The organism is Burkholderia sp. BCC1999 (genome assembly GCF_905339975.1).
Taxonomy (GTDB): Bacteria; Pseudomonadota; Gammaproteobacteria; order Burkholderiales; family Burkholderiaceae; genus Burkholderia.
In genome coordinates this window covers 130,027-156,149 of sequence record NZ_CAJPHP010000003.1, presented here as the reverse complement: position 1 = coordinate 156,149, position 26,123 = coordinate 130,027, and the positions used below count along the sequence as shown (strand labels likewise).

The window sequence follows — 26,123 nt, the reverse complement described above, 5'->3', positions numbered from 1 at the left end:
GTCACCGGGCCCGCGAACGGAGAGGATTGCGCCGGGCATTTTCACCCGGCGCACGGCGGCTTACTTGTTCGCGCCACCCTCGAACCAGGCGGCGAGCTTGGTGCGCTCGTCGTCGGTCATGTGCGTGACGTTGCCGATCGGCATCGCCTTCAGGCGCACGGCCTGTTCGTAGATACGCTGCGCGTTCTTCGACACTTCGTCCGGCGTGTCGAACATCACGCCCGCGGGTGCGCTGCCCATCAGCGTCGGCTTCGACGAGTGGCACTCGACGCAGCGCTGCTGCAGGATCGGCATGATGTCGTTGATCACGATCTTCGGTGCGTTCGCGGCTTGCGCTTCCGGTGCGACCGGCTTCGGCATCGTCCACACCAGCGCGCCCGACAGCAGGGCGACGCCGCCGATCGGCAGGTACCACAGCTGCTTGCCGCGGTGACGCATCACGAAGAACTGGCGAATCAGCGCGCCGGCCAGCATGATCAGCACGAGCACGACCCAGTTGAACTTGTTCGTGTACGTCATCGCATAGTGGTTCGACAGCATCGCGAACACGACCGGCAGCGTGAAGTACGTGTTGTGCACCGAGCGCTGCTTGCCGCGCTTGCCGTAGATCGGGTTCGGTTCTTCGCCCTTGAGCATCTTGTCGACCATCTTGCGCTGGCCCGGGATGATCACGAAGAACACGTTCGCCGACATGATCGTCGCGAGCATCGCGCCGACGATCAGGTAGGCGGCACGGCCCGAGAAAATGTGGCACGCGAGGTACGCTGCGACGACGACGTAGAGGCCGACGCAGATGCCGAGCACGCGATCGTTGGTGCCGAGGATGCGGCACAGCGAGTCGTAGACGATCCAGCCGGCCGCGAGGAAGCCGAGTGCGGATGCGACGGCGACCACCGGGCCCATGTCGAGCACGCTCTTGTCGATCAGGTAGGTGTTCGGCGCGAGCAGGTACAGCACGAAGAACAGCGAGAAGCCCGACAGCCAGGTCGTGTACGACGGCCACTTCGACCAGTGCAGGTCATCCGGCATTTCCGGCGGGGCGACCGTGTACTTCTGCATGTTGTAGAAACCGCCGCCGTGGACGTGCCACAGCTCGCCGAACACACCGCGCTTGCGCTGGTTCGGGTCGGTCGGCGGTTTCAGGCTGTTGTCGAGCGCGACGAAATAGAAGGACTCGCCGATCCACGCAATGGCGACGATGACGTGCAGCCATCGCAGCGCGAGGTTCAGCCAGTCGGTGATGAAGCCTTCCATGAAACTCCTCCAGACTCAAATCGTTTGTTTGATGTGGGCGCTGATTCGAATGTCAGCTGCCGCGATAGGTGCTGTACGACCACGGCGACACGAGCAGCGGCACGTGGTAGTGCGAGCCGGTGTCGGCGATGCCGAAGCGGAGCACGACGCGATCGACGAAACGGGGTTCGGGTACCTTCACGCCGAGCGACGCGAAGTAGTCGCCGGCATGGAACACGAGTTCGTATTCGCCGGCGGCGAGCGCGGCGCCTTCGAGCAGGGGTTCGTCGCAGCGGCCGTCGCTATTGGTCAGCACGGTCTTGATCGCGCGGCGCGATTCGCCGTCCAGCGCGTAGAGGTCCACCTTGATTGCAGCGCCGGGACGGCCGTGCGCCGTATCGAGTACGTGGGTAGTGAGCTTTCCCATTCGCAATTGTCCTTGTGTGAATGCGAGGTTCGGCGGCGACTCGATCCATTGACTGTGCGGCGGATCGAGGCTCCACGTCACGTGGCTACATACCCGTCGGCGAGATTGAAGCGAGCGCCGTGCAGGCATTGTAAAAAGGTTCCCCGCGCAAATACGGGCGCGATATCAAAGATAATGCGCCGCGCATGAGCGGCTGTCGACGGCACGCCGGACGCGGCTTCCGGCGGGCTTTCAGGTGCCCGGCGGGGGCCTGCGCGGCGTACCATATCGGAACCCTGAAGCGCGGTATTCCGGATCGCGCATTGTGTGCGGCGCGCGCTTGGGCGATCCTCCCGCCGTGCGCGTCGGCCGGTGGCCGGCGCGTACCCCGAAGACGGCGAGCACGCCGGGTAACCGGGCCAGGGCGTTCGAACGGACGCAGGCACCGGGGCGTGCCGCGATTCAGCGTTCGAACGGCTGTGTGACCGCCTCCAGGACAGCCCCTGGGGGCAGACCGACGCGGAGAACGCATGAACCTCGAGCAGCACGCTGGCGCACGCGCGCCGAACACCTCTTCATCCCGCCCGAAAACCTTGCTGGTCAAGCACGCCGACGTGCTCGTGACCATGGACGACACGCGCCGCGAGCTGCGCGATGCCGGGCTCTACATCGAAGACAACCGAATCGTCGCGGTCGGCCCGACCGCGGAGCTGCCCGACACGGCCGACGAAGTGCTCGACCTGCGCGGCCACCTCGTGATCCCGGGGCTCGTGAACACGCACCATCACATGTACCAGAGCCTCACGCGCGCGGTGCCCGCGGCGCAGAACGCCGAGCTGTTCGGCTGGCTCACGAACCTGTACCGGATCTGGGCGCACCTGACGCCCGAGATGATTGAAGTGTCGACACTGACCGCGATGGCCGAGCTGCTGCAGTCGGGCTGCACAACGTCGAGCGACCACCTGTACATCTATCCGAACGGCAGCCGGCTCGACGACAGCATCGGCGCCGCGCAGCGGATCGGCATGCGCTTTCACGCGAGCCGCGGCTCGATGAGCGTCGGCCAGCGCGACGGCGGGCTGCCGCCCGATTCGGTCGTCGAGCGCGAACCCGACATCCTGCGCGACACGCAGCGCCTGATCGAGACCTATCACGACGAAGGCCGTTACGCGATGCTGCGCGTGGTGGTCGCGCCGTGCTCGCCGTTCTCGGTGAGCCGTGACCTGATGCGCGACGCGGCCGTGCTCGCGCGCGAATACGGCGTGTCGTTGCACACGCACCTCGCGGAGAACGTCAACGACATCGCGTACAGCCGCGAGAAGTTCGGGATGACGCCAGCCGAATATGCGGAAGATCTCGGCTGGGTCGGCCACGACGTGTGGCATGCGCACTGCGTGCAGCTCGACGATGCGGGCATCGGCCTGTTCGCGCGCACCGGCACGGGCGTCGCGCACTGTCCGTGCTCGAACATGCGGCTCGCGTCGGGTATCGCGCCGGTGAAGAAGATGCGTCTCGCGGGCGTGCCGGTCGGCCTCGGCGTCGACGGCTCCGCGTCGAACGACGGCGCGCAGATGGTCGCGGAAGTACGGCAGGCGCTGCTGCTGCAGCGGGTCGGCTTCGGGCCCGATGCGATGACCGCGCGCGAAGCGCTCGAGATCGCGACGCTTGGCGGTGCGAAGGTGCTGAACCGCGACGACATCGGTGCGCTGAAGCCCGGCATGGCCGCGGACTTCGCGGCGTTCGACCTGCGCCAGCCGCTGTTCGCGGGCGCGTTGCACGATCCGGTGGCGGCGCTCGTGTTCTGCGCGCCGTCGCAGACGGCGTACACGGTGGTGAACGGGAAGGTTGTGGTGCGGGAAGGGCGGCTGGCGACGCTCGATCTGCCGCCCGTCATCGAGCGTCACAACGCGCTTGCGCACGCGCTCGTCGAGGCATCGCGCTGAAGCGTCACTGAAGCGGTACGGCGGCCGCCTTGCCGGGCATGCCGCCGGCCGCCGTCGCGCCGTGACGCGTCACGACGCGATGCGACGGCGCATGCCGTTACGGCTCGATCAGCGTGCGGGTGGCTTCGGCGACGAGGCTGCGCAGCCAGCGCACTTCGTCCGAGTAGTGGCAGCGTTCGTGCCACAGCTGGTAGTACTGCATCGGCGGGAAGTCGAGCGGCGCCGGCACGACCGACAGCGGCAGGAACTTCGCGTAGTGATCGGCGAACAGGCGCGTCGTCGTGAAAATCAGGTCGGACTTCACGAGCACGTACGGTGCGAGATTGAAGTACGGCAGCGTGACGACCACGTGGCGCTTGAGGCGTTCGCGAGCGAGATGCACGTCGATCGCGCCGCGCTGGCCGACCGAGTACGGCGTCGGCGCGAGATGCGGCGCGTTCAGGTACTGGTCGAGCGTGAGCCCGCCGCGCTTCGCGAACGGGTGCGTGTTGCTCATCAGGCAGACGATTTCGTCGACGAACAGGTTCGACAGGTGCAGTTGCTCGGGCGGTTCGGGCCAGTTGCCGACGACGATGTCGAGCTTGCCGTCTTCCAGCGCGAGCTCGTAGTCGAACGCGGGGCCGAGCGAATGAAACTCGAGCGTCGCGTTCGGCGCGGCCTGGCGGAAGCGTTCGACGACGGTCGGCACGAACAGCACGTTCAGGTAATCGGGGCAGCCGATCCGGTAGCAGCGGATCGACGTGGCCGGGTCGAAATTGTGCTGCTGGAACTTGATGCGCTCGATTTCACGCAGTGCATTCTGCACGGGCTCGAGCAGGCGCAGCCCGTATTCGGTCGGCACCATGCCGGATTTGCCGCGCACCAGCAGCGGATCGCCGGTGATGTCGCGCAGGCGTCGCAGCGCGGCGCTGATCGCCGGTTGCGACTGGTTCAGTTTGACGGCCGCGCGCGTAACGCTGCGCTCCATCAACAAGGTGTGCAAGACGCGCAAGAGGTACGTGTCGATCGCCTCGCGTTGCTGACTCATGATATCTCCGGTTTATATGGCTGGGCTGATCGAGGGGCAAGGGGGGTATATCGTTTTTAATATGAAGCGGGTCCAGCGTCAAGAGATGGATACCCGCAGACACCCACCGGCCGGGCCGTGACAAGGGGCCTGAACGGGGTGGAAAGCGACGCGCACGGCGCCGCACGGATCCGTATTGCGCGGATCCGGATCGCGGCGCGGCGTGGGGTGCGGGGGCGCGTCAGTCGTCGATGCGCATGCCGACTTTCAGCGTGACCTGCCAGTGCACGACCTGGTCGCCTTCGATGTGGCCGCGTGTTTCGGTTACCTGGAACCAGTGCAGGTTGTGCAGCGTCTTGCCGGCTTTCGAGATCGCGTTGCGGATCGCGTCGTCGCTCGATTGCCGCGACGAACCGGTCAGCTCGATCATCTTGTACACGTGGTCGCTCATGATGCGCTCCCTGGGATATCGGTCTGTATTGCCGGTGCAAGCCGCGGTCCCGAAGCGGTGCCGTGCGTGCCCGGCTTCTTGAGTGATAGGTATGATGGGCGGCAAGTGCAACCCATATCGGAGACGAGGAACATCGTGGAAGTCGGATTTTGCGGACCGGGATTGATGGGCGCGCCGATGATTCGGCATTTGCTGGCGGCGGGGCATCGCGTCAGCGTGTGGAATCGCTCGCGTGACAAGGCCGAGGCGCTGGTCAAGGACGGCGCGCAGGTGGTCGGCACGCCGCGCGAACTGGCCGAACGTGTCGATACGGTATTCGTGTGTGTACTCGACGGCCGTGCGGTGGGCGACGTCGTGTTCGGCGAGCAAGGGCTGCTCTCCGGCGACGCCGCTGCGCGCCGCCTGCTGCGCATCGTCGATCATTCGAGCATTCCGCCCGCGGCGACGCGCGACTACGCGGCGCGTGCGGCTGCACTCGGCGTCGGCTGGGTCGATGCGCCGGTGTCCGGCGGCGTGCCGGGCGCGCAGGCCGGCACGCTCGCGGTGATGGCGGGCGGCCGCACGGCCGATCTCGACGCGGTGCGGCCGCTGATCGACACGTACGCGTCGCGCATCACGCACATGGGCGACGCCGGGGCGGGCCAGACGGCGAAGCTGTGCAACCAGGCGATCGTCACCGCGACGGTCACGGCGATCGCCGAGGCCGTCGGTCTCGCGCAGGCGAGCGGCATCGATGCCGCGCGTCTGGCCGAGGCACTGGCCGGCGGCTGGGCCGATTCGGTGCTGCTCCAGACGTTCGTGCCGCGCATGACGTCGGGCGGTCACGTGCCGATCGGTGCGCTCGCCACGTTCCAGAAGGATGTGGATGCGATTGCCGACGCCGCGCGCGACACGGGCGCGGTGATGCCCGTATCGGCCACTGTCCAGCAGGTGCTGCGGCTCGGCGCCGCGCAAGGGCTCGCCGGCGCCGATTTCGCCGCATTCATCGACATCGTGAGGCCGGGCAACGGCCGTCAGCAGGCGTCGTGACGGGCCAGCGGGGCGCGTGAATGGCAGATGGGCCGCCCGGAGGCGGCCCATCGAATGACTGGCGAATCAGCCGAGCGAACGTGGTGTCGTGTCGCCGGCGTTCTGGCGGCCAAGCCCGCCGCGCAGGCTCGCTTTCGTGCCTGCACCAAACTCGGGCAGGATGCGCGCACGCGCACGGCTCGCAAATACGAGGAAACCGAAGCCGTTCGCCTCGTACCAGTAGCCGCCGTTCTCGAGGCCGTCGAGCGGCTGCTCGAGCGCGTTGGCGATCGATTCGATGCAGCGCTTGCGCAGCTCGGCGATCGCCGGATAGGGCGGTTGGGCACCGCGCACGCTGCACAGGAGCACGTCGAGACCGGGCAGCACATGCGCATAGAGGACGGGTTCGTCCTGCGCACGGGCACGGGCAATCTTGGTGTCGAGTTGGGCAAACGGTTTCGAGTGGCGCAGAACCGCGAGGAACGACTCCTGGCCATCCTGCTGCGCACGCCGACGTTTTTTCGGGAAGGACATAAACACTCGCCTCAAAAACAATTGCAAGAAATGCGGCACTTTCATGCGACCCACTCCCGGCTATGTACGCCGCATGTCGATCCTTTATAGCACACGAAAATGCTGCATTCGTGCAGTACGACGATCAATGTCTCCCGTCGACCTGCTCGCCATGATCGACACAGCCAGCGTCTTGGCGCCCGTACTGTCGTTTAGTCTCCATCATAGACCTGCTTTCCCCGCGCGTGCATTCGCCCGTCACAAAAAAGTGAGATAGGCCGCTTGCAGCGGTGCAGCGCGCGCGCAATAAAAAGGCCCGCACGAGGCGGGCCTGGCGAGCGGAGCGCGCGGCGATCAGCGCTGCTTGAGCGAATCGCGGATCTCGCGCAGCAGCACGGTGTCTTCCGGCGTCGCGGCCGGCGCGGCTTCTTCCGGCTTGCGCAGCTTGTTGATGAATTTCACCATCATGAAAATGATGAACGCGAGGATGACGAAATTGATCGCCACGGTGATGAACGAGCCGTAACCGAATGCGGCGACGCCCGCGGCCTGCAGATCCTTGAACGAATCGGGATTACCCTTGAACGTCGGGGGGATGGTGCCGAGCAGAACGAACTTGTTCGAGAAATCCAGACCGCCGGTCAGCACGCCAATCACCGGCATGATGAGATCTTTCACGATCGAATCGACGATCTTCGAGAACGCGCCGCCGATGATCACGCCGACGGCGAGATCCATCACGTTGCCCTTGACGGCGAACTCCTTGAATTCCTTGATGATGCTCATGAGCGGCTTTCTCCTGGTTGGGGCGAGAGGAGGCGTGCCGCGACGCGCTGAATTGCATTGCGTCGAATGAGGGTCGGTGGCACGCCGATGGCCGCATGATAGCGAACGCTCCCCATTGCCGGTAGTCCATCTTGAAATGATTGACAAATTCGCGCGTCGGCGCGGCCGGCAAGGCAGGGGAGCGTGGCGTGCGTGGCAGCGCGTGTCGACGCGCGGCGCAGGGTCAGGAATTGTCGTCGGTCCAGCCGTCGTCGCTGCTGCCGAGGTCCATGCCGCCGCCGCCACTGCCGTCGCTCCAGTTCGACGCGTCGCCGCGGCCGAGGTCGAAGCCCGGGTCGGTTTCCTGCCGGCGGTGCTCGCCGTCGACGATCACGTCGCGTTCGACCACGCGCTCGCGTCCGCCCGACATCGCCTCGCCGAGCAGCACGCCGGTCAGCAGCCCGCCCATCCCGCCGCCGAAACCGCCGCCGCCTTGCTGGATCACGACGGGTGGCTGCTGTTGCGGATAGGGTTGTGGCGGGTAGGGCTGGCCCTGCGCGCCCGTCATGCGATCGGCTTCCTGTGCGTACACGGAGCCGCTGCCGTTCGCCGGTGCCGCAGGTTGCGCGGCCGGATCGGGGCGGCCTTCGACGCGCGCCTTCACGCTCGCATGGCGTTGTTCGAGTTCGTCGACGCGATACGGCGGCACCGGATTCTTGCCGTTCGACAGCGCCTCGACGAGCGTGCGCGCGTCGGTCTCGATCGCTTCGATTTCACCGATGAGCGCCGCGGCGCCGGGCGCCGTCGACAGCTTCGCGTCGAGTTTCAGCGGACGGATGTCGTTCAGCACGTCGGTCGCGCGCTTGAGCTGCGTGCGGCGTTCGTCGTCGGCGCGGCCGTCGTCGGCCGTGCGCGCGCGCCGTAGCGTCCAGCGCAGTACCAGCGCAATGATCGCGACGATCAGCCCGAGGCCGATCCACATGCCGGTCGACGGGCCGTGTTTTTCGGCCGGCGCGACGGCGGGGGCGAGCCCCGGCTGCAGCGTGCCGGCCTGCGTGGCTGACGGCACGTTGCCGCTCACGCGCGCGGCGTCGGCGCGAATGCGCGATTCGGTCTGCGCGAAGCGCGACGCGTCGGTGAACTTCAGTTGCGGATCGAGCGTTTTCGCCTGCTGCAGTTGCGCGAGCGCGTCGGACGCGCGGCCTTCGCGGTCCAGCACCTGCGCATACAAATAGCGCGCGTGCGCGTTGTTCGGATGGGCATCGATGACTTGCGACAGCTGCGTGTCGGCTTGCTGCCAGTTGCGTTGCGCGATCGACTGCTCGACCTGCTGCAGCGACGGTACCGCAAACGCGGCGGACGACAGCAACATCAGCGAGAGGCCGAGTGCGGCGAGAGATTTCTTCATGGTCGAACCGGGCGCAGGCGCCCGTCTCCTGACGATCGGTTCGCGCTGCGCACCCGGGCCGGGGCGCAGCGCGTTTTCCGTTACTGCGCGGGCGTATCGAGCTGCTTCTTCAGCGCGGCGAGGCGATCCTCGACCGACGGGCCCTTGTTCAGTGCGGCGAGCTTGTCGTCGAGCGCCTTGCCGCTCGACGTGTCGGCGGAATTCAGGCGGGCGTCCGAGCGGGCGTTCTGCAGCGCGACCTTGTCTTCGAGCTTCTGGAAATCCTCGGACAGGTTCTTGCCGCCGATGCCGCCCAGCGCGCTGGCCGCGACGTCCTTCGCCTGCGCGATTTCCTGCTTGGCCTGCAGGATGTTCGAGCGCGCATTCAGGTCGTTGCGGCGCTGACGCATGTCGGCGATCTGCCCCTTCAGCTTGTCGACCGACGGCTCGAGCGTCGTCAGCTCGGCCGCGAGCGCATCGCGCTCCGCTTCGGCGTTCGACTGCGCGGCGAGGGCCTCGCGGGCGAGTGCTTCGTCACCGGACTGCAGCGCGCGCTTCGCGCCGTCCTCGTACTTCTTCACCTTGTCGTCGGCCGCATCGCGCTTGCTGCGCTGGGTCGCGACCTGTGCCTCGATCTCGATCAGCGAATTCTCGGCACGGCCGATGCTGTCGTCGAGCTCCCGCACGATCTGCCGTGCGTCGCGCGACGGATCCTGTACCGAATCGGCCGCATCGTTCAGCAGGCCTTTGATCGTGCGCGAAACAGAGTCGAAAAGCGACATGAAATCCTCCGTGATTGAAAGGCGCCGCGCATTCGCGGCAGTGCCCGCTGCAGGCCGGTTCCGACCCGCATGAGCCGGCGGATATTACACCACCGGTTCACTTAAATACGGCTTAAACGCGCGAGTTCAAGCGGCCCGAGTATCCGGATACCGAACCTTTCGCAACTGAAAGAAAAAATCGGTAACACGCGATATTGCGTGTCCATCATAGGCCGAGGATGCGGACAATACGTTCCGCAAATCACGGCATTGCGGGAATTTTTACAAAAAATCGCGAAGGCACCCGGTCGATTTCATTAAAATGCGCTGTCACGTCGCGGGAACGGATCGCCGCGCGGCGGGGTCTGTCGACGTGACAGCCGCATCTCGATGCACCCACCCTGATTCATCCGCTTGCATTTCCGCATGCGTCCGAGGGCGCCACGTACGCCCGCCATTCCGACATGCCAATTATCAAACGACCGCCTTCTTCTTCCGACAGGAACGAACCCCACTACACGCTGCGCCGTTCGCCGTCCGGGGCCTATTACCCCGATGACGACGATCGCGACGATGATCGCCGCGCGCAGCAGCGCAGCGGGGGCGGCGGCGGACGCCGTCGCTCGTTCGGCTCGCGCGTCGCGCTGTGGTTCGCCGGACTGTTCGTGACGCTGGCGATCGTCGGCGCGCTGATCGTCGGCTACGCGCTGGTCGTGATGGCGCCGCAACTGCCGTCGCTCGATGCGCTGACCAACTACCAGCCGAAGGTGCCGTTGCGCGTGTTCACGGCCGATCACGTGCTGATCGGCGAGTTCGGCGAGGAGCGCCGCAGCCTCGTGCGCTTCCAGGACATTCCCGACGTGATGAAGAAGGCCGTGCTCGCGATCGAGGACTACCGCTTCTACGAACACGGCGGCGTCGACTTCGTCGGCATCCTGCGGGCGGGCGTGGCCGACCTGATGCACGGCGGCGCGCGGCAGGGCGCGAGCACGATCACGATGCAGGTCGCGCGCAACTTCTTCCTGTCGAGCGAGAAGACCTACACGCGCAAGATCTACGAAATGCTGCTCGCGTACAAGATCGAGAAGGCCCTGACGAAGGACCAGATCCTCGAGCTGTACATGAACCAGATCTATCTCGGCCAGCGTTCATACGGTTTTGCAGCCGCCGCACGCGTGTATTTCGGCAAGGACCTGAAGGACATCACGCTTGCCGAAGCGGCGATGCTCGCGGGGCTGCCGAAGGCGCCGTCCGCGTACAACCCGGTCGTCAATCCGAAGCGCGCGAAGGTGCGTCAGGAATACATCCTGAAGCGCATGCTCGAGGTCGGCTACATCACGCAGCCACAGTACGACGAAGCGATCAAGGAAGAGATCCACGTGCGCACGCCGGGCAACCAGTACGCGGTGCACGGCGAATACGTCGCCGAGATGGTGCGGCAGATGATGTACCAGCAGTACAAGGACGAAACCTATACGCGCGGGCTGACCGTCACGACGACGATCAACTCGTCCGACCAGGAAGCCGCGTACCAGGCCGTGCGTCGCGGCATTCTCGACTACGAGCGCCGCCACGGCTATCGTGGGCCGGAAGCGTCGATCCAGCTGCCCGCGGCCGGCGACGACCGCGACGAGGCGATCGACGACGCGCTCGCCGATCACCCGGACAACGGCGACCTGCAGTCGGCGGTCGTGCTGTCGGCGTCACCGAATGCGGTCGAGGTGCAGTTCGTCGGCGGCGCGACCACGACGATCGGGCCGGCCGGGCTGCGCTTCGTGTCGGCCGCATTGAGCCCGCGCGCGAACGACACGCTGCGCATCAAGCCGGGCTCGGTCGTGCGCGTGCTGAAGGACGGCAAGACGGGCTGGCAGGTCGTGCAGCTGCCGCAGGTCGAAGGCGCGCTCGTCGCGATTGCCCCGCAGGACGGCGCGATCCGCTCGCTCGTCGGCGGCTTCGACTTCAACAAGAGCAAGTTCAACCACGTGACGCAGGCGTGGCGGCAGCCGGGCTCGTCGTTCAAGCCGTTCATCTACTCGGCGTCGCTCGACAAGGGCATGGGGCCGGCGACGATGATCAACGACGCGCCGCTGTACTTCCCGCCGAGCGTGCCGGGCGGCACCGCGTGGGAGCCGAAGGACGACGACCAGCCGGACGGCCCGATGACGATGCGCACCGGCCTGCAGCGCTCGAAGAACCTCGTGTCGATCCGGATCCTCGCATCGATCGGCACGCAGTATGCGCAGCAGTACGTGACGCAGCGCTTCGGCTTCGATCCGGCGAAGACGCCCCCGTACCTGCCGATGGCGCTCGGCGCGGGCCTCGTGACGCCGCTGCAGCTCGCGACCGGCTACGCGGTGTTCGCGAACGGCGGCTACAAGGTTGATCCGTACCTGATCGCCGAAGTCGACGACGCACGCGGCCAGCCGCTGCAGAAGTCGCAGCCGGTGATCGCGGGCGGCACGGCGCCGCGCACGATCGAAGGCCGTAACGCGTACGTGATGAACAGCCTGCTGCATTCGGTCGCGACGGCCGGCACGGGCGCGGGTACCAACGCACTGGGCCGCAGCGACCTGCAGGGCAAGACGGGTACGACGAACGATGCGAAGGACGGCTGGTTCGCCGGCTACCAGCAGTCGCTCGTCGCGGTCGCATGGATGGGCTTCGACCAGCCGAAGAGCCTCGGCAGCCGCGAATTCGGCGCGCAGCTCGCGTTGCCGATCTGGGTGAACTACATGCGCACCGCGCTGAACGGCGTGCCCGAGCAGCAGATGCCGATGCCGGATGGGCTGACCTCGATCGACGGCGAGCTGTACTACGCCGATCGCACGCCGGGCAACGGCTTCGTCGCGAACGTCGACATCAACCCGGCCGAGAACGCGATCAGCGCGAACGACGCGCTGGGTTCGGCTGGCGCGGCAGGGCTCGCGCCGCCGCCCGTCACGCCGCAGGAGAAGCAGCAGATCATGGACATGTTCGAGAACAAGTAAGCGGTACGCTGTTCTTCAGACAAGCGACGGGCGCCTCAGGGCGCCCGTTTTTTTGTGTGAATCGCCGGCAGCAGGAGAGGGGGAATCAGAACGACGCGCAGGCCGGCGCGACCGTCATGCCGACCGATTGCTGGTGGAAGCGCTGCATGTATGTTTGCCGGATCGCGGTGAGCCGCGTGTGCGTGTCGGGCGTATCGTCGGCGATGATACGGATCACGAAACTGTCTTCACGCGTGATCGCACCGGTTGCGCGGTCGCGCCACTGGCCATGCGTGTCCCAGTAGGTGAGGCCGTCGGGGAAGCGCGGCGTGACGGTGTCGGCGAGAAACGCCGCGCGTTCTGCATCGGTGACGGGGCCGCGCCCGGTGATGTCGCGCCCGAACAGGAGGTCGGCCTGCAGCATGCGGCTTTCGCCCGGTTGCGTGCAGGACGACGGTTGCGCGTTGACGACAGGCGAGGGCGCCGTCGCGCAACCGGCGAGCAGCGCGAGCGCCATCGCGCATGCGGCCAGCGGCCGCATCTGCCCATTTCGTGACGATCGACCTTCGCGCGCGCAAAACGCTGCGCGCTCAACCACTTGCGTGCTTGTCCGGCGGGTTATCAACAGGGCTGTCAACATAATCTGGGGATAACCCTAGGTTGGTCCGTTGGTGCCCGATGTGGGGTCAGTGCTGCAGTTTTGCGTGTGCGAGATGCATGCCGAGCGTGCCGGGGTCGGTGTTCGTGCCCGACAGCAGCACGCCGACGCGCTTGCCCTGCAGCGTTTCGCGCAGCGGGCCGAGCAGCGCGGCGAGCGCAGCCGCGCAGGCCGGCTCGACCGACAGCTTCAGGTGCGAGAACAGGAACAGCATCGCGGCGCGCAGCGCGTCGTCGGACACGGTGACGATGCGATCGACGTGGCGCCGGCACAGCTGGTAGCTGTATTCCTCGGTATGCGGCGCCATCAGCGAATCGGCGATGGTCTGCATCGCGCTCATCTTGATCGTGTGGTTCGCCGCAAAGCTGCGGCTCATCGCGTCCGCGCCTTCCGGTTCGACGCCGTACACGTGCACGCGCGGATTCGCGAGCCGCAGCGCGGTCGCCATGCCGGCCGCGAGCCCGCCGCCGCCGATCGGCACGATCACCGCGTCGAGGTCGGGTGTCTGCGTCGCCCATTCGTAGCCGAGCGTCGCGGTGCCGAGGATCGTGTGATAGCCGTTGAACGGATGGATGAAGAAGCGGCCTTCCTCGGCCTCGATGCGCCGCACGAGATCGAATGCCTGCGACGCGCTGCCCGCGAGCACGACTTCCGCACGGTACTGCTTGCACTGCGCGATGCGCGTCGGGCTCGCGGTGTGGAACATCACGACCTTCGCGCTGCTGCCGAGCCGCATCGCCGCATACGCGACGGCCGCGGCGTGATTGCCGGCCGACACGCAGGTGACGCCCGCGTTCTTGCGCGCCTCGTCGAGCGCGAGCAGGTGCGTGAACGCGCCGCGCGCCTTGAAGCTGCCGCTCGCCTGCAGCAGCTCGAACTTGAAGTTGACGTGCGTACCCTCGAGGGACGGCAGGTCGGCGCGCTCGAACACGGGCGTGCGCGCGACCCACGGCGACAAAGCGAAATGCTGCGCGGCGATTTCGTCGAGCGTCGGAATCGGCTCGCCGTCGATCGTCGTATGGGCAGTGCCCTGTTGTTCAGTCGACATGACGTGGCGGGTGGCGGAGAGGGCCGGCCCGCGCACGCGGGCCAGCGTGGCGGGAGGCAGTCAGTGCGCGTCGACCGACATGCTGCGGATGAACTTGCGCAGGAACTGCTCGCAGCCGGCGAGCTGCGCGAGCTCGACATACTCGTTCGGCTTGTGCGCCTGCTCGATGTTGCCGGGCCCGCACACGACGCTCGGGATGCCCGCGCGTTCGAACAGGCCGGCCTCGGTGCCGTATGCCACCTTGCGCTTGTCCTGGTCGGCCGTCAGCGCGCGCACGAGCTGCGTGATCGCGGCCTGTTCGGTCGCGTCGAGGCCGGGCGCCGCGGCGATCTTCGAGAACTCGATCGCGGCATTCGGATGCTCGCGCAACATCTGCGGCAGCAGCGTTTCCTGCGCATACGCTTCGATGCGCGTGAAGATCTGCTCGGGATCGAGCGTCGGCAGGTTGCGGAATTCGAAATCGAAGCGGCACTCGGCCGGCACCGTGTTGATCGCGTTGCCGCCCTGGATCGTGCTCGTCTGCGCGGTGGTGAACGGCACGTCGTACAGTTCGTCGAACGGGCCTTCGGCGCGGAAGCGCTCGGCGATGTCGCGGATATGGCAGATGAGGCGCGCCGCATATTCGATCGCGTTGAGCCCCTTCGGCGTCAGCGACGAATGCGCCGCGTGGCCGCGCACGCAGCAGCGGTACGCGTTGATGCCCTTGTGCGCGATGATCGGCCGCATGCTGGTCGGCTCGCCGACGATGCAGCCCGACGGCTGCACGCCGCGCTTGACGAGATCGGCGATCATCAGCGGTGCGCCCGCACAGCCGATTTCCTCGTCGTAGGACAGCGCGAAATGGATCGGCTTCGCGAGCTTCGTCGCCTGCATCTCGGGCAGCAGCGCGAGCGCCGTGCCGATGAAGCCCTTCATGTCGCAGGTGCCGCGGCCGTACAGGCGGCCGTCGCGGATTTCCGGCGCGAACGGGTTGCTGTCCCATTGCTGGCCGTCGACCGGCACGACGTCGGTATGTCCCGACAGCACGATGCCGCCGTTGGTCGAGCCGTCGTGCGCGGGCACGGTGGCGAACAGGTTCGCCCAGCCTTCGCGCGGATCGTGCGTGATCGTCGAAGCAATGCCTTTCGCGGCGAGTGCGTCGCGCACCGTTTCGATCAGGCCGAGGTTCGGCACGCGGCTCGTCGTGTCCATCGACACCAGTTGCTTGACCCACGGCAGGCTGACGAGCGATTCGTCGCCTTGGGTTGCGGCGGACGGCGCCGACGCGTCGAGAGTGGACATGGCAAAACTCCGTCTGATGAATGGGAAATCATACTCAAAAACGCGCCGGCCCGCCTTCGTCGGGCGCGATGCGGTGCAGCAACGTCGCGCCCGTCGGTATCGCGTCAGCGCGCGGCGGTGGCCGCCCCCTGTTTCGGGGCCAGCGCGCGCAGCGTTTCCTTGATCGTCGACACGCGGATCGCGAGATCGGGCGAGCGCGTTTCGATGCGCAGCTTGTCCTGGCCCGCGAGCTTGATGTGCCGGTGCTTCTGCACCATCTCGATGATCCGCATCGGATCGATCGGAGGATTCGGCTCGAACTGCAGCCCGATCGCGACCTCGCTCGCGTCGATCTTCACGATGCCGAGCGGCTTCGCGGCGATCCGCAGCCGGTGCGTCTCGACGAGCGCGTGCGCCTGCGGCGGCAGCTTGCCGAAGCGGTCGATCAGCTCTTCCTGGATGCCGTCGATCGCATCGCCGTGCTCGCAGTTCGCGAGCCGCTTGTACAGCGACAGCCGCTCCTGCACGTCCGCGCAGTAGTCGGCCGGCAGGATCGCGGGCGCATGCAGGTTGATTTCCGTCGTCGCGGCGAGCGGGGCGGTGAGGTCGGGCTCCTTGCCGTTCTTCAGCGCCTTCACCGCGTCGTTCAGCATGTCCGTGTAGAGCTGGAAGCCGATCTCGTGGATTTCGCCCGACTGCTTGTCGCCGAGCACTTCGCCGGTGCCGCGGATCTCGAGGTCGTGCATCGCGAGATAGAAGCCGGAACCGAGTTCCTCCATCTGCTGGATCGCTTCGAGGCGGCGCTGCGCCTGCTTGGTCAGCGACTGCGGATCGTGGACCAGCAGGTAGGCATACGCCTGGTGGTGCGAGCGGCCGACGCGGCCGCGCAACTGGTGCAGCTGCGCGAGGCCGAACTTGTCCGAGCGGTGCATGATGATCGTGTTCGCGCTCGGCACGTCGATGCCGGTCTCGATGATGGTCGTGCACAGCAGCACGTTCGCACGCTGCGCGACGAAATCGCGCATCACGCGTTCGAGTTCGCGCTCGTGCATCTGGCCGTGCGCGATCACGATGCGTGCCTCCGGCACGAGCGCCTCGAGCATCGCCTTGCGGTTCTCGATCGTCTCGACCTCGTTGTGCAGGAAGTACACCTGGCCGCCGCGCTTCAGCTCGCGCAGCATCGCCTCGCGGATCACGCTTTCTTCCTCGCGGCGCACGAAGGTCTTGATCGCGAGCCGCTTCTGCGGCGCGGTCGCGATGACCGAAAAATCGCGCAGCCCTTCGAGCGCCATCCCGAGCGTACGCGGGATCGGCGTCGCGGTGAGCGTCAGCACGTCGACTTCCGCGCGCAGCGCCTTCAGCGCCTCCTTCTGGCGCACGCCGAAGCGGTGTTCCTCGTCGATGATCACGAGGCCGAGCCGCTTGAACTGCACGTCCGAGGACAGCAGCTTGTGAGTGCCGATCACGATGTCGACGCTGCCTTCGTTGATCTGCGCGATTGCCGCGCTCACTTCCTTCGCGGTCTTGAAGCGCGACAGCTCGACGATCCGCACCGGCCAGTCCGCGAAACGGTCGGCGAAGGTCTGCGTGTGCTGCTCGGCGAGCAGCGTGGTGGGCGACAGCAGCGCGACCTGCTTGCCGCCCAGCACCGCGATGAACGCGGCGCGCAGCGCGACCTCGGTCTTGCCGAAGCCGACGTCGCCGCACACGAGGCGGTCCATCGGCTTGCCGCTCGTCATGTCGCCGATCACGGCCGCGATGGCTGCCGCCTGGTCGGGCGTTTCCTCGAAGCCGAAGCTTTCGGCGAACTTCACGTAGTCGCGCGGATCGAGCGAGAACGCGTGGCCTTCGCGGGCCGCGCGGCGCGCGTACAGGTTCAGCAGCTCGGCGGCCGTGTCGCGGATCTGCTGCGCGGCCTTGCGCTTCGCGCGCTCCCACTGGCCGGAGCCGAGTGCGTGCAGCGGCGCGCTGTCGGGATCGGCGCCGCTGTAGCGCGAGATCACGTGCAGTTGCGCGACGGGTACGTAGAGCTTGCTGTCACCCGAGTATTCGAGATGCAGGAATTCGGTCTCGCCTTCGCCGAGATCCATCGACACGAGGCCCATGTAGCGGCCGATGCCGTGCTGCGCATGGACGACCGGGTCGCCGACCTTCAACTCCGACAGGTCGCGCACCATCGCGTCGACGTTGCTCGCCTGTTCCTGCCGGCGGCGGCCCGCGCGGCGGCCGAGCGCGCCGTACAGCTCGGTTTCGGTGACGACCGCATAACCTTCGCCCGGCACCGCGAAGCCGTTCGAGAGCGGCGCGACGCCGAGCGCGAAACGTTCGTCGCTCGCGAGCCAGCCCGCGAAGTGGTCGTTCGACGCGGGGCGCAGGTGATGCTCGGCGAGCAGTTGCAGGATCGTCTCGCGCCGGCCGGCCGATTCGACGGTCAGCAGCACGCGCTTGCCCGACGATTCGACGAAGGTACGCAGCGACGCGAGCGGATCGTCGGCATGGCGGTCGACGGTCAGCTCGGGCAGCGCGGTCGCCCAGCCGCCGGCCGGCTGCGCGGGCAGCACGACGCGCGCGAACGGCTTCGCGAACGCGAAGAAATCCTCGTCGGACAGGAACAGCCGCTGCGGCTCGAGGATCGGCCGCTCGCGATCGTGGGCGAGGAATGCGTGGCGCTGCTTCGTATCGGCCGTGAAGCGGCGGATCGACGCCTCGAGATCGCCGATGAACACGAGGTGTGCGTCCTGCGGCAGGTAGTGGAACAGCGTGGCCGTTTCGTCGAAGAACAGCGGCAGGTAATACTCGATGCCGGCCGACGGCACGCCATTGCCGATGTCCTTGTAGATCGGCGCGCGGCTGGGGTCGCCTTCGAAGGTTTCGCGCCAGCGGCTGCGGAAGGCCGTGCGCGCGGCTTCGTCGAACGGGAATTCGCGGCCGGGCAGCAGGCGCACGTCGCGCACCGGGTAGAGGCTGCGCTGCGTGTCGGGGTCGAACGCGCGGATCGAGTCGACCTGGTCGTCGAACAGGTCGATCCGGTACGGCAGCGGCGAGCCCATCGGATACAGGTCGATCAGCGAGCCGCGCACGCAGTATTCGCCCGGCCGCACGACCTGGCTCACGTGCTCGTAGCCGGCCAGCGTCAGCTGCGCCTTCAGCTTCGCCTCGTCGAGCCGCTCGCCCTGCGCGAACGCGAACGTGTACGCGGCCATGAACGAGGCGGGCGGCATCCGGTACAGCGCGGTGGTCGCGGGCACCAGCAGGATGTCGCAGCGGCCCTCGCCGAGGTCGTGTAGCGTCGCGAGCCGTTCGGACACGAGGTCCTGGTGCGGCGAGAACGTGTCGTATGGCAGCGTTTCCCAGTCCGGCAGCAGGCGCACGCGCGCATCGGGCGAAAAGTAGCGGATTTCCTGCGAGAGCCGCTGTGCGTCGACGGCGTTTGCGCAGATCACCGCGAGGAGCGGCACGTCCTGGCGGTTGTCGGCGAGATAACGGGCGATGGCGAGCGCGTCGGCGGAGCCGTGCGTGCCGTCGAAGGCAAAGCGCTGGCCGGGTTTGACGCGCGCAACGGGCGAGGCGGACGGGGTGGAAGCGTTATCTGGCATAGGGACGACAGGGGTGGCGTGCACGGGCGCATCGCGGTGCGCCGGTCGAGACGAAAGACCTATTATAAAATCCGCTTCTCGATTTCATCTTTCCGGCGTTTCCCTTCGTGACTCCCCGACTTTTCGCCCTGATTCCCTGTGCCGGTACGGGCAGCCGTTCCGGCTCCGCTGTGCCGAAGCAATACCGCACGCTGGCCGGCCGCGCGCTGCTGCACTACACGCTCGCCGCGTTCGACGCGTGCAGCGAGTTCGCGCAGACGCTCGTCGTGCTCGCGCCCGACGATTCCCATTTCGACGCGCGCCGCTTCGCGGGCCTGCGTTTCGCGGTGCGCCGCTGCGGCGGCGGCTCGCGGCAGGCGTCGGTGCTGAACGGGCTGCTCGAACTCGCCGAATTCGGCGCGACCGACCAGGACTGGGTGCTCGTGCACGATGCGGCGCGCCCGGGCATCACGCCTGAGCTGATCCGCGCCCTCGTCGCGACGCTGAAGGACGACCCGGTCGGCGGTATCGTCGCACTGCCGGTGGCCGATACGCTCAAGCGCGTGCCGGCCGGTGGCGACGCGATCGCGCGCACCGAGTCGCGCGACGCGCTGTGGCAGGCGCAGACGCCGCAGATGTTCCGCATCGGCATGCTGCGCGAGGCGATCCTGCGCGCGCAGCGCGAAGGGCACGACCTGACCGACGAAGCGAGCGCGATCGAATGGGCCGGCCATACGCCGCGCGTCGTGCAGGGCAGCCTGCGCAATTTCAAGGTCACGTACCCGGAAGATTTCGCGCTCGCGGAAGCGATCCTCGCGCGCCCCGCGAACGCTTCCTGACTTTCACCCCATCTCAATCGGAACACGCATGGATTTCAGAATCGGACAAGGCTACGACGTGCACCAGCTCGTCGAAGGGCGCCCCCTCATCATCGGCGGCGTGACGATTCCGTACGAGCGCGGCCTGCTCGGCCACTCGGACGCGGACGTGCTGCTGCACGCGATCACCGACGCGCTGTTCGGCGCGGCGGCGCTCGGCGACATCGGCCGCCATTTCTCCGACACGGACGCGGCGTTCAAGGGCGCGGACAGCCGCGTGCTGCTGCGCGCGTGCGCCGAGCGCGTGAAGGCGGCGGGTTTCACGATCCAGAACGTCGACAGCACCGTGATCGCCCAGGCGCCGAAGCTTGCGCCGCATATCGACGGGATGCGCGCGAACATCGCGGCCGATCTCGGGCTGCCGCTCGATCGTGTGAACGTGAAGGCGAAGACCAACGAGAAGCTCGGCTATCTCGGCCGCGGCGAAGGCATCGAGGCGCAGGCCGCCGCGTTGCTGGTGAAGCAGGGCGGCTGACGGTTGCTCGTGGCGGCGCGCGGTTCGCGCCGCATGCCGTCCCGCGGAAATGAAAAATGCCACGCATCAGCGTGGCATTTTCGTTTGAAGCGGGCGTCGCTGCCGGCGCGCGCGGCGCAACGGCTTATTCGCCTTCGGCGGCGATCACTTGCGCGGCGGCGTTGATCACCGACGCGATGCGGCCGACGTCGCGCAGCTGCGTGACGGTCATCCCTTGCTCGTCCTTCAGCAGCGCATAGTGCGACTTCACGCAGAAGTGGCACTTGCCGACGATCGACGCGGCGAGCGCGTACATCTCGAACTTGCGCTTGTCGACGCCGCCGTGCGTGGCATACGCGCCCATCCGCAGCTCGGCGCGCTGCGTCTTCAGGTCGGCGTCGTCGGCCATCTCGACATACGGATACCAGGTGTTGTTCATCCCCATCAGCGCGGCCGCCGTCAGCACGGCGTTCGTCTCTTCGGGCGACAGGACGCCGGCTTCGCGGATCGTCTTGATGAGCACCGGGCTCTTTGCTGCGATGGCGGCCGCCAGCGCGACGCCAACCGCGTCGGTGCCTTCGAGCGACGAGCGCGAGATCGTGCCGTCGAGGTTCAGGCGGATGTCCTTCGCGTAGTCGGGGATGCGTGCCTTAATCGAGTCGATGAATTCCATTGATATCTCCTATGGGTTGGCCGTTAAAAAAGCCCGCAGGCAGGACGTGCGCCGCGGGCTTCGTGCATCGATGCGCTTACAGCGTTGCGCCGCCGACTGCACGGTTGCACGGGCACAGTTCGTCCGTTTGCAGGCCGTCCAGAATGCGCAGGACTTCTTCCGGGCTACGGCCGACGTTCAGGTTGTTCACCGAAACGTGCTGGATCGTGTTGTCCGGATCGACGATGAACGTTGCACGCAGGGCCACGCCGGCTTCCTTGTCGCGCACGCCGAGCTGGTCGATCAGCTCGCCCTTGACGTCGCCGAACGAGTAGTGGTTCAGCTTGTTCAGGTCCTTGTGCTCACGGCGCCATGCGAGCTTGACGAATTCGTTGTCCGAGCTGCCGCCCAGCAGGATGGCATCGCGCTCTTCGAACTGCTTCGTGAGCTTCGCGAACTCGACGATTTCCGTCGGGCACACGAACGTGAAATCCTTCGGATAGAAGTAGATGATCTTCCACTTGCCCGGGAACGACGCTTCGGTGACGGTCTCGAATGCCGACTGGCCGTTTTCCTCGTGATTGTTGAAGCCCGGCTTCGCGGCTACGACGGTGAAAGCTTCGAGTTTATCGCCCACGGTTTTCATGCGGATACTCCTGTATGAGTTGGGAAGAGGACTGAGTCAAGCTACCTCGGTGCTGCAACGATGGTGTGACAGCATGGCCAAAACTATAACACTATTGGTAAAGTACTTCAATAGATTTTGACTAACGACCTTCATAGTTTTTTTCAACCGGATCGATAGTGTGCAGCGCAAGAGGTGTGCGTGAGCGCGTCACGCAGTCGCACGTACCTTGCCGGCGCCGGGGAATTCGAGCGTGACTTCGAGACCCGCTTCGGGGTTCCGGTTGCGCAGGCGCAGCGCGCCGCGATAGCGGCCGACGAGGCGCAGCACGATCGCCATCCCGAGGCCCGTGCCGTCCGCCTTGGTGCGCGCGGTGTCGACGCGGTAGAACGGCCGCATCACGAGCGGCAGTTGATCCTCGGGGATGCCGGGGCCTTCGTCGCTCACCGACAGCTCGACGCGTGCATGCGACACGCGGGTCTCGACCGTGATGCGCGAGATGCCGTCCTGCTTGCTCTGGCCGTACTTGCGCGCGTTCTCGACGAGGTTGCCGATCACGCGGCGCATGTCGGTCTCGTCGGCTTCGATGATCGCGCTCGGTGCGAGTCGCGTGCGGATCTCGACGCCGTCCTCGCCGGAGACGCGCGCGGCGACTTCCTGCGCGATCGACGACAGGTCGACCGGCTCGGGCTTGCGCTGCGACGGGCGCGCGTAGTCGATGAAGGCCGCGATGATGCGGTCCATCTGCTCGATGTCGTCGACCATCGCGTCCTTGGTCGCCTGGTCGGACGGGCTCATCTCGGTTTCGAGCCGCAGCCGCGCGAGCGGCGTGCGCAGGTCGTGCGAGATGCCCGCGAGCATCAGCGCGCGGTCGGCCTCGAGCTGTTCGAGGTCGCGCACCATCTGGTTGAAGCTGCGATTGGTTTCGGCCGCGACGCCCATCCCGCGCTCGGGCAGCAGCTCGGGTGTCTGGCCCGAGCCGATCTGCCGTGCGGCGAGCGCGAGCCGCGAGAACGGCCGGTTCACGAGGCTCGTGATGAACGCCGAGCCGAACAGCGACAGCGCGAGCGCGAACAGCCCCCAGCCGGCCCACTGCAGGCCCGTGACGTTGTCGAGCTGGTCGCGGTCGAGCGCGACCCAGTAATCGTCGTCGTCGATCTTGAAGCTGATCCACACGCCGGGAATGTCGTTGACCGACTGCGCGATCACGGTATCGTCGCCGAGGCGGCTGCGGATGTCGTGTTCGATCAGGCGGTTCAGCGATTCGTCGGGCTGCAGCTTGAACTTGTCGGTTTTCTCGCGCGGATACACGCGCACGCCCTCGTTGCTCTCGAGATCCTGCAGCAGCGCGCGCCGCAGATCGGGATCGGAATAGAGCAGGGCGGTGCGCGTGAGCTTCACGACCGCGACGAGCTGCAGCGCGACGCGCTGCGCACGCGGCTCGCGCTCGATCACGCGAAAGCTCTGGAACCACGCGGCGAGACTGACCGAGATCAGCAGCGCGATCAGCAGGAAGGTGCGCCAGAACAGCCCGCCGAACGCGAGCTGAAGGAGGCGCCGGTCGATACGCATGGGACGGGCCGTGGACGGGCGAAACCGGAAAGGAAAAAGGTCAGGCGGCGCCGTCCGGGATGAACACGTAGCCGAGGCCCCAGACGGTCTGGATGAAACGCGGGCTGCCCGGATCCGGCTCGATCAGTTTGCGCAGGCGCGAGATCTGCACGTCGAGGCTGCGGTCGAACACTTCGTATTCACGGCCGCGCGCGAGCTCCATCAGCTTTTCGCGCGACAGCGGCTGGCGCGGATGGCGAGCGAACACCTTCAGCACCGAGAATTCACCGGTCGTCAGCGGAATTTCCTGGCCCGACTTCGTCAGCGTGCGCGTGGCGAGGTTCAGCGAGAACTCGCCGAACTCGAACACCTCGGTGGTTTCCGACGGCGCGCCCGGCAGTTCGGCCGGCGCCTGGCGGCGCAGCACCGCATGAATGCGCGCGACGAGTTCGCGCGGGTTGAACGGCTTCGGCAGGTAATCGTCGGCGCCCATCTCGAGGCCGACGATGCGATCGACATCTTCGCCCTTCGCGGTGAGCATGATGATCGGCGTGCGGTCGTTGCTGCCGCGCAGGCGGCGGCAGATCGACAGGCCGTCTTCGCCCGGCAGCATCAGGTCGAGCACGAGCAGGTCGAAACGCTCGCGTACCCAGAGCTTGTTCATCGCGGTCGCGTTTTCCGCGACGTATACGTTGAAACCCTGCTCGCCGAGGTAACGGCGCAGCAGATCGCGCAGGCGAGGGTCGTCGTCGACGACGAGAATCTTGGAGGGGTTTTTCGTTTCCATGATCGGCATCTTATCGCGAATGGGAATTGACGCACGGTCACGTATTTTCGTGCGTTACAGTCGGTTACAAAATTTACCCGTAGTGTCGCGCCGAGTAAAGGCAGGCTATAGAGATTCCTTTACTCGAAGCCGAAATTCGGTAGATACTCCCCTGCACTCCATCATTCATCTTTGTACACCCGATTTCCGCAGGGTTTTTCAAGTACCAGAGGTAGCCGGTTGCCGCGTGACGAAGGGAACAAATCGACCAAAGAAGCGAGGACGGTCATGCGATCTGCCCGGATTGCACTGATGCTGACGATCGCACTTGCCGGTCCGTATGCGTCGAACTTCGCGTATGCGCAGCGCCCCGAGCAGGGCGCACCGTCGCGCAAGCTGCCGCGCGGCAAAGCGCCGCAGTCGGACCGTACCGCCGATATGACGGTCCGTTCCGCCGTGCCTCCCGATCTCGAACAGCACCGCCGCGACGGGCACATGACGCCCGAAGAGCGGCACCTGCTGCGCCAGCACATCGAAGACGCCGTTCGCGAGTTGTACAAGCGCTGACACGCGCCGTCTTTCGCCCTGCGCGGACATCCCGCGCGGAAAGAATTCGTAGCACTTTTTCCGTCAACTTTCGCCTGCCGGATGCCGTTGTACCGGCATCCGCACCGTCGGTGCGTTCCGGGAGTCCATGACGATGAAAGCGAACGCTGCCGCACCGGCGCCGTCGCCTGCCATGCAGTCGCCGCTCGATGCCGACGACGCACTGTTTTTCCTCAGCCGCACCGGTTTTTCTCCCACGCCCGCCGACGTCGCGCGCGTCGTCGGCATGACGCGCGCGCAGATCGTGGCCGACACGCTTGGCAGCGTGCGGCACGAGCCCGTGACGACGTGGCCCGACTGGATCGCCGAGCTGCCGCCGACACGCGCGCAGCGTCAGGCGCTGACACCCGACATGCGCCGCGACGAACAGCGCGAGCGCAACGTCCGCTACGATGCGCTGCGCGCGGCCTGGGTCAACGAGATGATCGTCACGCCGTCGCCGCTGACCGAACGCATGACGCTGTTCTGGCACGGGCACTTCACGTCGGGGCAGGACAAGGTGCCTTACCCGCAGACGATGGCCGCGCAGAACGCGCTGTTTCGCCGCGAGGCGCTCGGCAATTTCGGCACGCTGCTTCATGCGGTCGCGAAGGATCCGGCGATGCTGCAGTATCTCGACGGCGCGAGCAATCGCAAGGGGCGTCCGAACGAGAATTTCGCGCGCGAGGTGATGGAGCTGTTCACGCTCGGCGAAGGGCATTACACGCAGTACGACGTGACCGAGGCCGCGCGTGCGATGACGGGCTGGACGATCGATCCCGATACGCTGCGCTTCGAGGTGCGGCCCGAAGTGCACGATGCCGGCGACAAGACGATACTCGGCGAAACGGGGCCGTTCGACGGCGACGGCTTTCTCGACATCCTGCTGAAGCGGCCGGGCACCGCGCGCTTCATTGCCGGCAAGCTGTGGCGCGAGTTCGTGTCCGATACGCCCGATCCGGGCGTGCTCGATACGGTGGCCGAACGGTTCCGCGCGAGCGGCTACGACATTCGCGCGGCGCTCGCCGCGCTGTGGTCGACCGATGCATTCTGGGATCCGCGCAACCGTGGCGTGCTCGTCAAATCGCCGGCCGAGTTCGTCGTCGGGTCGGTACGGTTGTTCGATGTCGCGTACGGCGATCCGCAGATGCTCGCGAACACCGTGCGCACGCTCGGGCAGAACCTGTTCTATCCGCCGAACGTGAAGGGCTGGCCGGGCGGCGCGCTGTGGATCAACAGCACCACGCTGCTGTCGCGCAAGCAGTTCGTCGAGCAGTTGTTCCGCGCGACGGAGACGGCCAGCATGCATCCTCCCGCGCATCCGATGACGCCACCGCCGAATGCGCGTGCGCAAGCGATGCCGGTGGTTGACACGGCGTCCGCGGCCGGCATGCGCGCCACGCCGCCGAAGCCCGCGCGCGCCGGCCTGCGTTTCGACCTCGAACGCTGGCTCGCGCAATATCGCGCGCGGCCGCAGGCAATCGCGGGATTGTCGACCGAACTGCAACTGCAGCACGCGGTGCTGCAACTGTCGCCGGTCGCGGCGATCGACACGGATTCGACCGGCAGCGCGTATCTCGAGGCGCTGCTGATGGATCCGGCCTATCAACTGAAATGATTCGAACGACGACG

At 66.5% G+C, this 26,123-nt stretch carries 23 protein-coding genes; 7 read left to right on the top strand and 16 right to left on the bottom strand.

Features of this window, described 5'->3' with window-relative positions; translation table 11 throughout:
* Window positions 1-60 precede the first annotated feature (60 nt).
* The gene (locus tag U5809_RS05355) at window positions 61-1,254 is read right to left on the bottom strand and encodes a urate hydroxylase PuuD (RefSeq protein WP_176047293.1); all 1,194 of its coding nucleotides are present in this window, start codon (window positions 1,252-1,254) and stop codon (window positions 61-63) included.
* A 52-nt stretch (window positions 1,255-1,306) separates the two neighbouring features.
* Window positions 1,307-1,660 carry a hydroxyisourate hydrolase gene (gene uraH / locus U5809_RS05350; RefSeq protein WP_011352401.1) on the bottom strand — a complete coding sequence of 118 codons (354 nt, stop codon included), beginning with the start codon at window positions 1,658-1,660 and terminating at the stop codon, window positions 1,307-1,309.
* Window positions 1,661-2,169: 509 nt separating this feature from the next.
* Here uraH and U5809_RS05345 point away from each other — a divergent pair.
* The gene (locus tag U5809_RS05345) at window positions 2,170-3,582 is read left to right on the top strand and encodes an 8-oxoguanine deaminase (RefSeq protein ID WP_059233901.1); all 1,413 of its coding nucleotides are present in this window, start codon (window positions 2,170-2,172) and stop codon (window positions 3,580-3,582) included.
* Window positions 3,583-3,679: 97 nt separating this feature from the next.
* Here the strand turns inward: U5809_RS05345 and U5809_RS05340 are convergent, their stop codons facing one another.
* Window positions 3,680-4,609: a LysR substrate-binding domain-containing protein gene (locus U5809_RS05340; protein WP_006490213.1), complete on the bottom strand. Its 930-nt coding sequence runs from the start codon at window positions 4,607-4,609 to the stop codon at window positions 3,680-3,682.
* 220 nt (window positions 4,610-4,829) lie between these two features.
* Window positions 4,830-5,039: a dodecin gene (locus U5809_RS05335; protein WP_006493215.1), complete on the bottom strand. Its 210-nt coding sequence runs from the start codon at window positions 5,037-5,039 to the stop codon at window positions 4,830-4,832.
* A gap of 135 nt (window positions 5,040-5,174) precedes the next feature.
* Between U5809_RS05335 and U5809_RS05330 the strand changes: the two genes are divergently transcribed.
* Window positions 5,175-6,068: an NAD(P)-dependent oxidoreductase gene (locus U5809_RS05330; protein ID WP_322085797.1), complete on the top strand. Its 894-nt coding sequence runs from the start codon at window positions 5,175-5,177 to the stop codon at window positions 6,066-6,068.
* Window positions 6,069-6,134: 66 nt separating this feature from the next.
* Here U5809_RS05330 and U5809_RS05325 read toward each other — a convergent pair whose 3' ends face one another.
* From U5809_RS05325 to U5809_RS05310, 4 genes are all read right to left on the bottom strand, one after another.
* A complete protein-coding gene (locus U5809_RS05325; RefSeq protein ID WP_027784713.1) occupies window positions 6,135-6,581 on the bottom strand; it encodes a hypothetical protein in 447 nt (148 codons plus the stop codon).
* 333 nt (window positions 6,582-6,914) lie between these two features.
* Entirely contained in the window at window positions 6,915-7,346 is a 432-nt protein-coding gene (gene mscL / locus U5809_RS05320; protein ID WP_176047291.1) for a large conductance mechanosensitive channel protein MscL, read from the bottom strand.
* A gap of 223 nt (window positions 7,347-7,569) precedes the next feature.
* The gene (locus tag U5809_RS05315; protein ID WP_322085796.1) at window positions 7,570-8,733 is read right to left on the bottom strand and encodes a tetratricopeptide repeat protein; all 1,164 of its coding nucleotides are present in this window, start codon (window positions 8,731-8,733) and stop codon (window positions 7,570-7,572) included.
* 80 nt (window positions 8,734-8,813) lie between these two features.
* On the bottom strand, window positions 8,814-9,494 hold the full coding sequence (locus U5809_RS05310; RefSeq protein WP_059233905.1) for a PspA/IM30 family protein: 681 nt from the start codon (window positions 9,492-9,494) through the stop codon (window positions 8,814-8,816).
* 443 nt (window positions 9,495-9,937) lie between these two features.
* Between U5809_RS05310 and U5809_RS05305 the strand changes: the two genes are divergently transcribed.
* On the top strand, window positions 9,938-12,460 hold the full coding sequence (locus tag U5809_RS05305; protein WP_322085795.1) for a penicillin-binding protein 1A: 2,523 nt from the start codon (window positions 9,938-9,940) through the stop codon (window positions 12,458-12,460).
* Between the two features lie 85 nt (window positions 12,461-12,545).
* On the opposite strand, the gene U5809_RS05300 is transcribed toward U5809_RS05305, so the two are convergent.
* The 4 genes from U5809_RS05300 to mfd all read right to left on the bottom strand — a co-directional run bounded on the left by U5809_RS05300 (window position 12,546) and on the right by mfd (window position 19,001).
* Window positions 12,546-12,980, bottom strand: coding sequence for a DUF3574 domain-containing protein (locus U5809_RS05300; protein WP_322085794.1), 435 nt, complete (start codon window positions 12,978-12,980; stop codon window positions 12,546-12,548).
* 145 nt (window positions 12,981-13,125) lie between these two features.
* Window positions 13,126-14,145, bottom strand: a complete 1,020-nt coding sequence (locus U5809_RS05295) for a threonine/serine dehydratase (protein WP_322085793.1) — start codon at window positions 14,143-14,145, stop codon at window positions 13,126-13,128.
* A 60-nt stretch (window positions 14,146-14,205) separates the two neighbouring features.
* Window positions 14,206-15,426 (bottom strand): acetylornithine deacetylase, encoded by a 1,221-nt coding sequence (gene argE, locus U5809_RS05290; protein ID WP_282505333.1) that lies wholly within the window; start codon window positions 15,424-15,426, stop codon window positions 14,206-14,208.
* A 104-nt stretch (window positions 15,427-15,530) separates the two neighbouring features.
* Complete coding sequence (gene mfd, locus U5809_RS05285) at window positions 15,531-19,001, bottom strand: transcription-repair coupling factor (RefSeq protein WP_322085792.1); 3,471 nt, start codon at window positions 18,999-19,001, stop codon at window positions 15,531-15,533.
* 107 nt (window positions 19,002-19,108) lie between these two features.
* On the opposite strand from mfd, the gene ispD reads away from it, so the two are divergent.
* Together ispD and ispF are read left to right on the top strand one after the other, a co-directional pair.
* On the top strand, window positions 19,109-19,819 hold the full coding sequence (ispD, locus tag U5809_RS05280; protein ID WP_322085791.1) for a 2-C-methyl-D-erythritol 4-phosphate cytidylyltransferase: 711 nt from the start codon (window positions 19,109-19,111) through the stop codon (window positions 19,817-19,819).
* Window positions 19,820-19,847: 28 nt separating this feature from the next.
* The gene (gene ispF, locus U5809_RS05275; RefSeq protein ID WP_034188783.1) at window positions 19,848-20,333 is read left to right on the top strand and encodes a 2-C-methyl-D-erythritol 2,4-cyclodiphosphate synthase; all 486 of its coding nucleotides are present in this window, start codon (window positions 19,848-19,850) and stop codon (window positions 20,331-20,333) included.
* 124 nt (window positions 20,334-20,457) lie between these two features.
* Here the strand turns inward: ispF and U5809_RS05270 are convergent, their stop codons facing one another.
* From U5809_RS05270 to ompR, 4 genes are all read right to left on the bottom strand, one after another.
* Window positions 20,458-20,985, bottom strand: coding sequence for a carboxymuconolactone decarboxylase family protein (locus U5809_RS05270; protein ID WP_282505331.1), 528 nt, complete (start codon window positions 20,983-20,985; stop codon window positions 20,458-20,460).
* A gap of 76 nt (window positions 20,986-21,061) precedes the next feature.
* Window positions 21,062-21,610, bottom strand: a complete 549-nt coding sequence (locus tag U5809_RS05265) for a peroxiredoxin (protein WP_043188036.1) — start codon at window positions 21,608-21,610, stop codon at window positions 21,062-21,064.
* Between the two features lie 189 nt (window positions 21,611-21,799).
* Window positions 21,800-23,161: an ATP-binding protein gene (locus tag U5809_RS05260; RefSeq protein ID WP_282505328.1), complete on the bottom strand. Its 1,362-nt coding sequence runs from the start codon at window positions 23,159-23,161 to the stop codon at window positions 21,800-21,802.
* A 40-nt stretch (window positions 23,162-23,201) separates the two neighbouring features.
* On the bottom strand, window positions 23,202-23,936 hold the full coding sequence (gene ompR, locus U5809_RS05255; RefSeq protein ID WP_006478565.1) for a two-component system response regulator OmpR: 735 nt from the start codon (window positions 23,934-23,936) through the stop codon (window positions 23,202-23,204).
* A gap of 258 nt (window positions 23,937-24,194) precedes the next feature.
* Between ompR and U5809_RS05250 the strand changes: the two genes are divergently transcribed.
* The gene (locus U5809_RS05250; RefSeq protein ID WP_282505327.1) at window positions 24,195-24,473 is read left to right on the top strand and encodes a hypothetical protein; all 279 of its coding nucleotides are present in this window, start codon (window positions 24,195-24,197) and stop codon (window positions 24,471-24,473) included.
* Between the two features lie 133 nt (window positions 24,474-24,606).
* The gene (locus U5809_RS05245) at window positions 24,607-26,109 is read left to right on the top strand and encodes a DUF1800 domain-containing protein (RefSeq protein WP_322085789.1); all 1,503 of its coding nucleotides are present in this window, start codon (window positions 24,607-24,609) and stop codon (window positions 26,107-26,109) included.
* Window positions 26,110-26,123: the final 14 nt, after the last annotated feature.

What these genes read in the sequence shown, in the direction of transcription:
- U5809_RS05260 (WP_282505328.1), bottom strand. Translation starts at nt 23,161, where the DNA reads ATGCGTATCGACCGGCGCCTCCTTCAGCTCGCGTTCGGCGGGCTGTTC.
- mscL (WP_176047291.1), bottom strand. Translation starts at nt 7,346, where the DNA reads ATGAGCATCATCAAGGAATTCAAGGAGTTCGCCGTCAAGGGCAACGTG.
- U5809_RS05305 (WP_322085795.1), top strand. Translation starts at nt 9,938, where the DNA reads ATGCCAATTATCAAACGACCGCCTTCTTCTTCCGACAGGAACGAACCC.
- U5809_RS05310 (WP_059233905.1), bottom strand. Translation starts at nt 9,494, where the DNA reads ATGTCGCTTTTCGACTCTGTTTCGCGCACGATCAAAGGCCTGCTGAAC.
- U5809_RS05300 (WP_322085794.1), bottom strand. Translation starts at nt 12,980, where the DNA reads ATGCGGCCGCTGGCCGCATGCGCGATGGCGCTCGCGCTGCTCGCCGGT.
- U5809_RS05245 (WP_322085789.1), top strand. Translation starts at nt 24,607, where the DNA reads ATGAAAGCGAACGCTGCCGCACCGGCGCCGTCGCCTGCCATGCAGTCG.
- U5809_RS05325 (WP_027784713.1), bottom strand. Translation starts at nt 6,581, where the DNA reads ATGTCCTTCCCGAAAAAACGTCGGCGTGCGCAGCAGGATGGCCAGGAG.
- U5809_RS05315 (WP_322085796.1), bottom strand. Translation starts at nt 8,733, where the DNA reads ATGAAGAAATCTCTCGCCGCACTCGGCCTCTCGCTGATGTTGCTGTCG.
- U5809_RS05345 (WP_059233901.1), top strand. Translation starts at nt 2,170, where the DNA reads ATGAACCTCGAGCAGCACGCTGGCGCACGCGCGCCGAACACCTCTTCA.
- argE (WP_282505333.1), bottom strand. Translation starts at nt 15,426, where the DNA reads ATGTCCACTCTCGACGCGTCGGCGCCGTCCGCCGCAACCCAAGGCGAC.
- uraH (WP_011352401.1), bottom strand. Translation starts at nt 1,660, where the DNA reads ATGGGAAAGCTCACTACCCACGTACTCGATACGGCGCACGGCCGTCCC.
- mfd (WP_322085792.1), bottom strand. Translation starts at nt 19,001, where the DNA reads ATGCCAGATAACGCTTCCACCCCGTCCGCCTCGCCCGTTGCGCGCGTC.
- U5809_RS05335 (WP_006493215.1), bottom strand. Translation starts at nt 5,039, where the DNA reads ATGAGCGACCACGTGTACAAGATGATCGAGCTGACCGGTTCGTCGCGG.
- U5809_RS05355 (WP_176047293.1), bottom strand. Translation starts at nt 1,254, where the DNA reads ATGGAAGGCTTCATCACCGACTGGCTGAACCTCGCGCTGCGATGGCTG.
- U5809_RS05265 (WP_043188036.1), bottom strand. Translation starts at nt 21,610, where the DNA reads ATGAAAACCGTGGGCGATAAACTCGAAGCTTTCACCGTCGTAGCCGCG.
- U5809_RS05295 (WP_322085793.1), bottom strand. Translation starts at nt 14,145, where the DNA reads ATGTCGACTGAACAACAGGGCACTGCCCATACGACGATCGACGGCGAG.
- U5809_RS05250 (WP_282505327.1), top strand. Translation starts at nt 24,195, where the DNA reads ATGCGATCTGCCCGGATTGCACTGATGCTGACGATCGCACTTGCCGGT.
- U5809_RS05270 (WP_282505331.1), bottom strand. Translation starts at nt 20,985, where the DNA reads ATGGAATTCATCGACTCGATTAAGGCACGCATCCCCGACTACGCGAAG.
- ispF (WP_034188783.1), top strand. Translation starts at nt 19,848, where the DNA reads ATGGATTTCAGAATCGGACAAGGCTACGACGTGCACCAGCTCGTCGAA.
- ompR (WP_006478565.1), bottom strand. Translation starts at nt 23,936, where the DNA reads ATGCCGATCATGGAAACGAAAAACCCCTCCAAGATTCTCGTCGTCGAC.
- U5809_RS05340 (WP_006490213.1), bottom strand. Translation starts at nt 4,609, where the DNA reads ATGAGTCAGCAACGCGAGGCGATCGACACGTACCTCTTGCGCGTCTTG.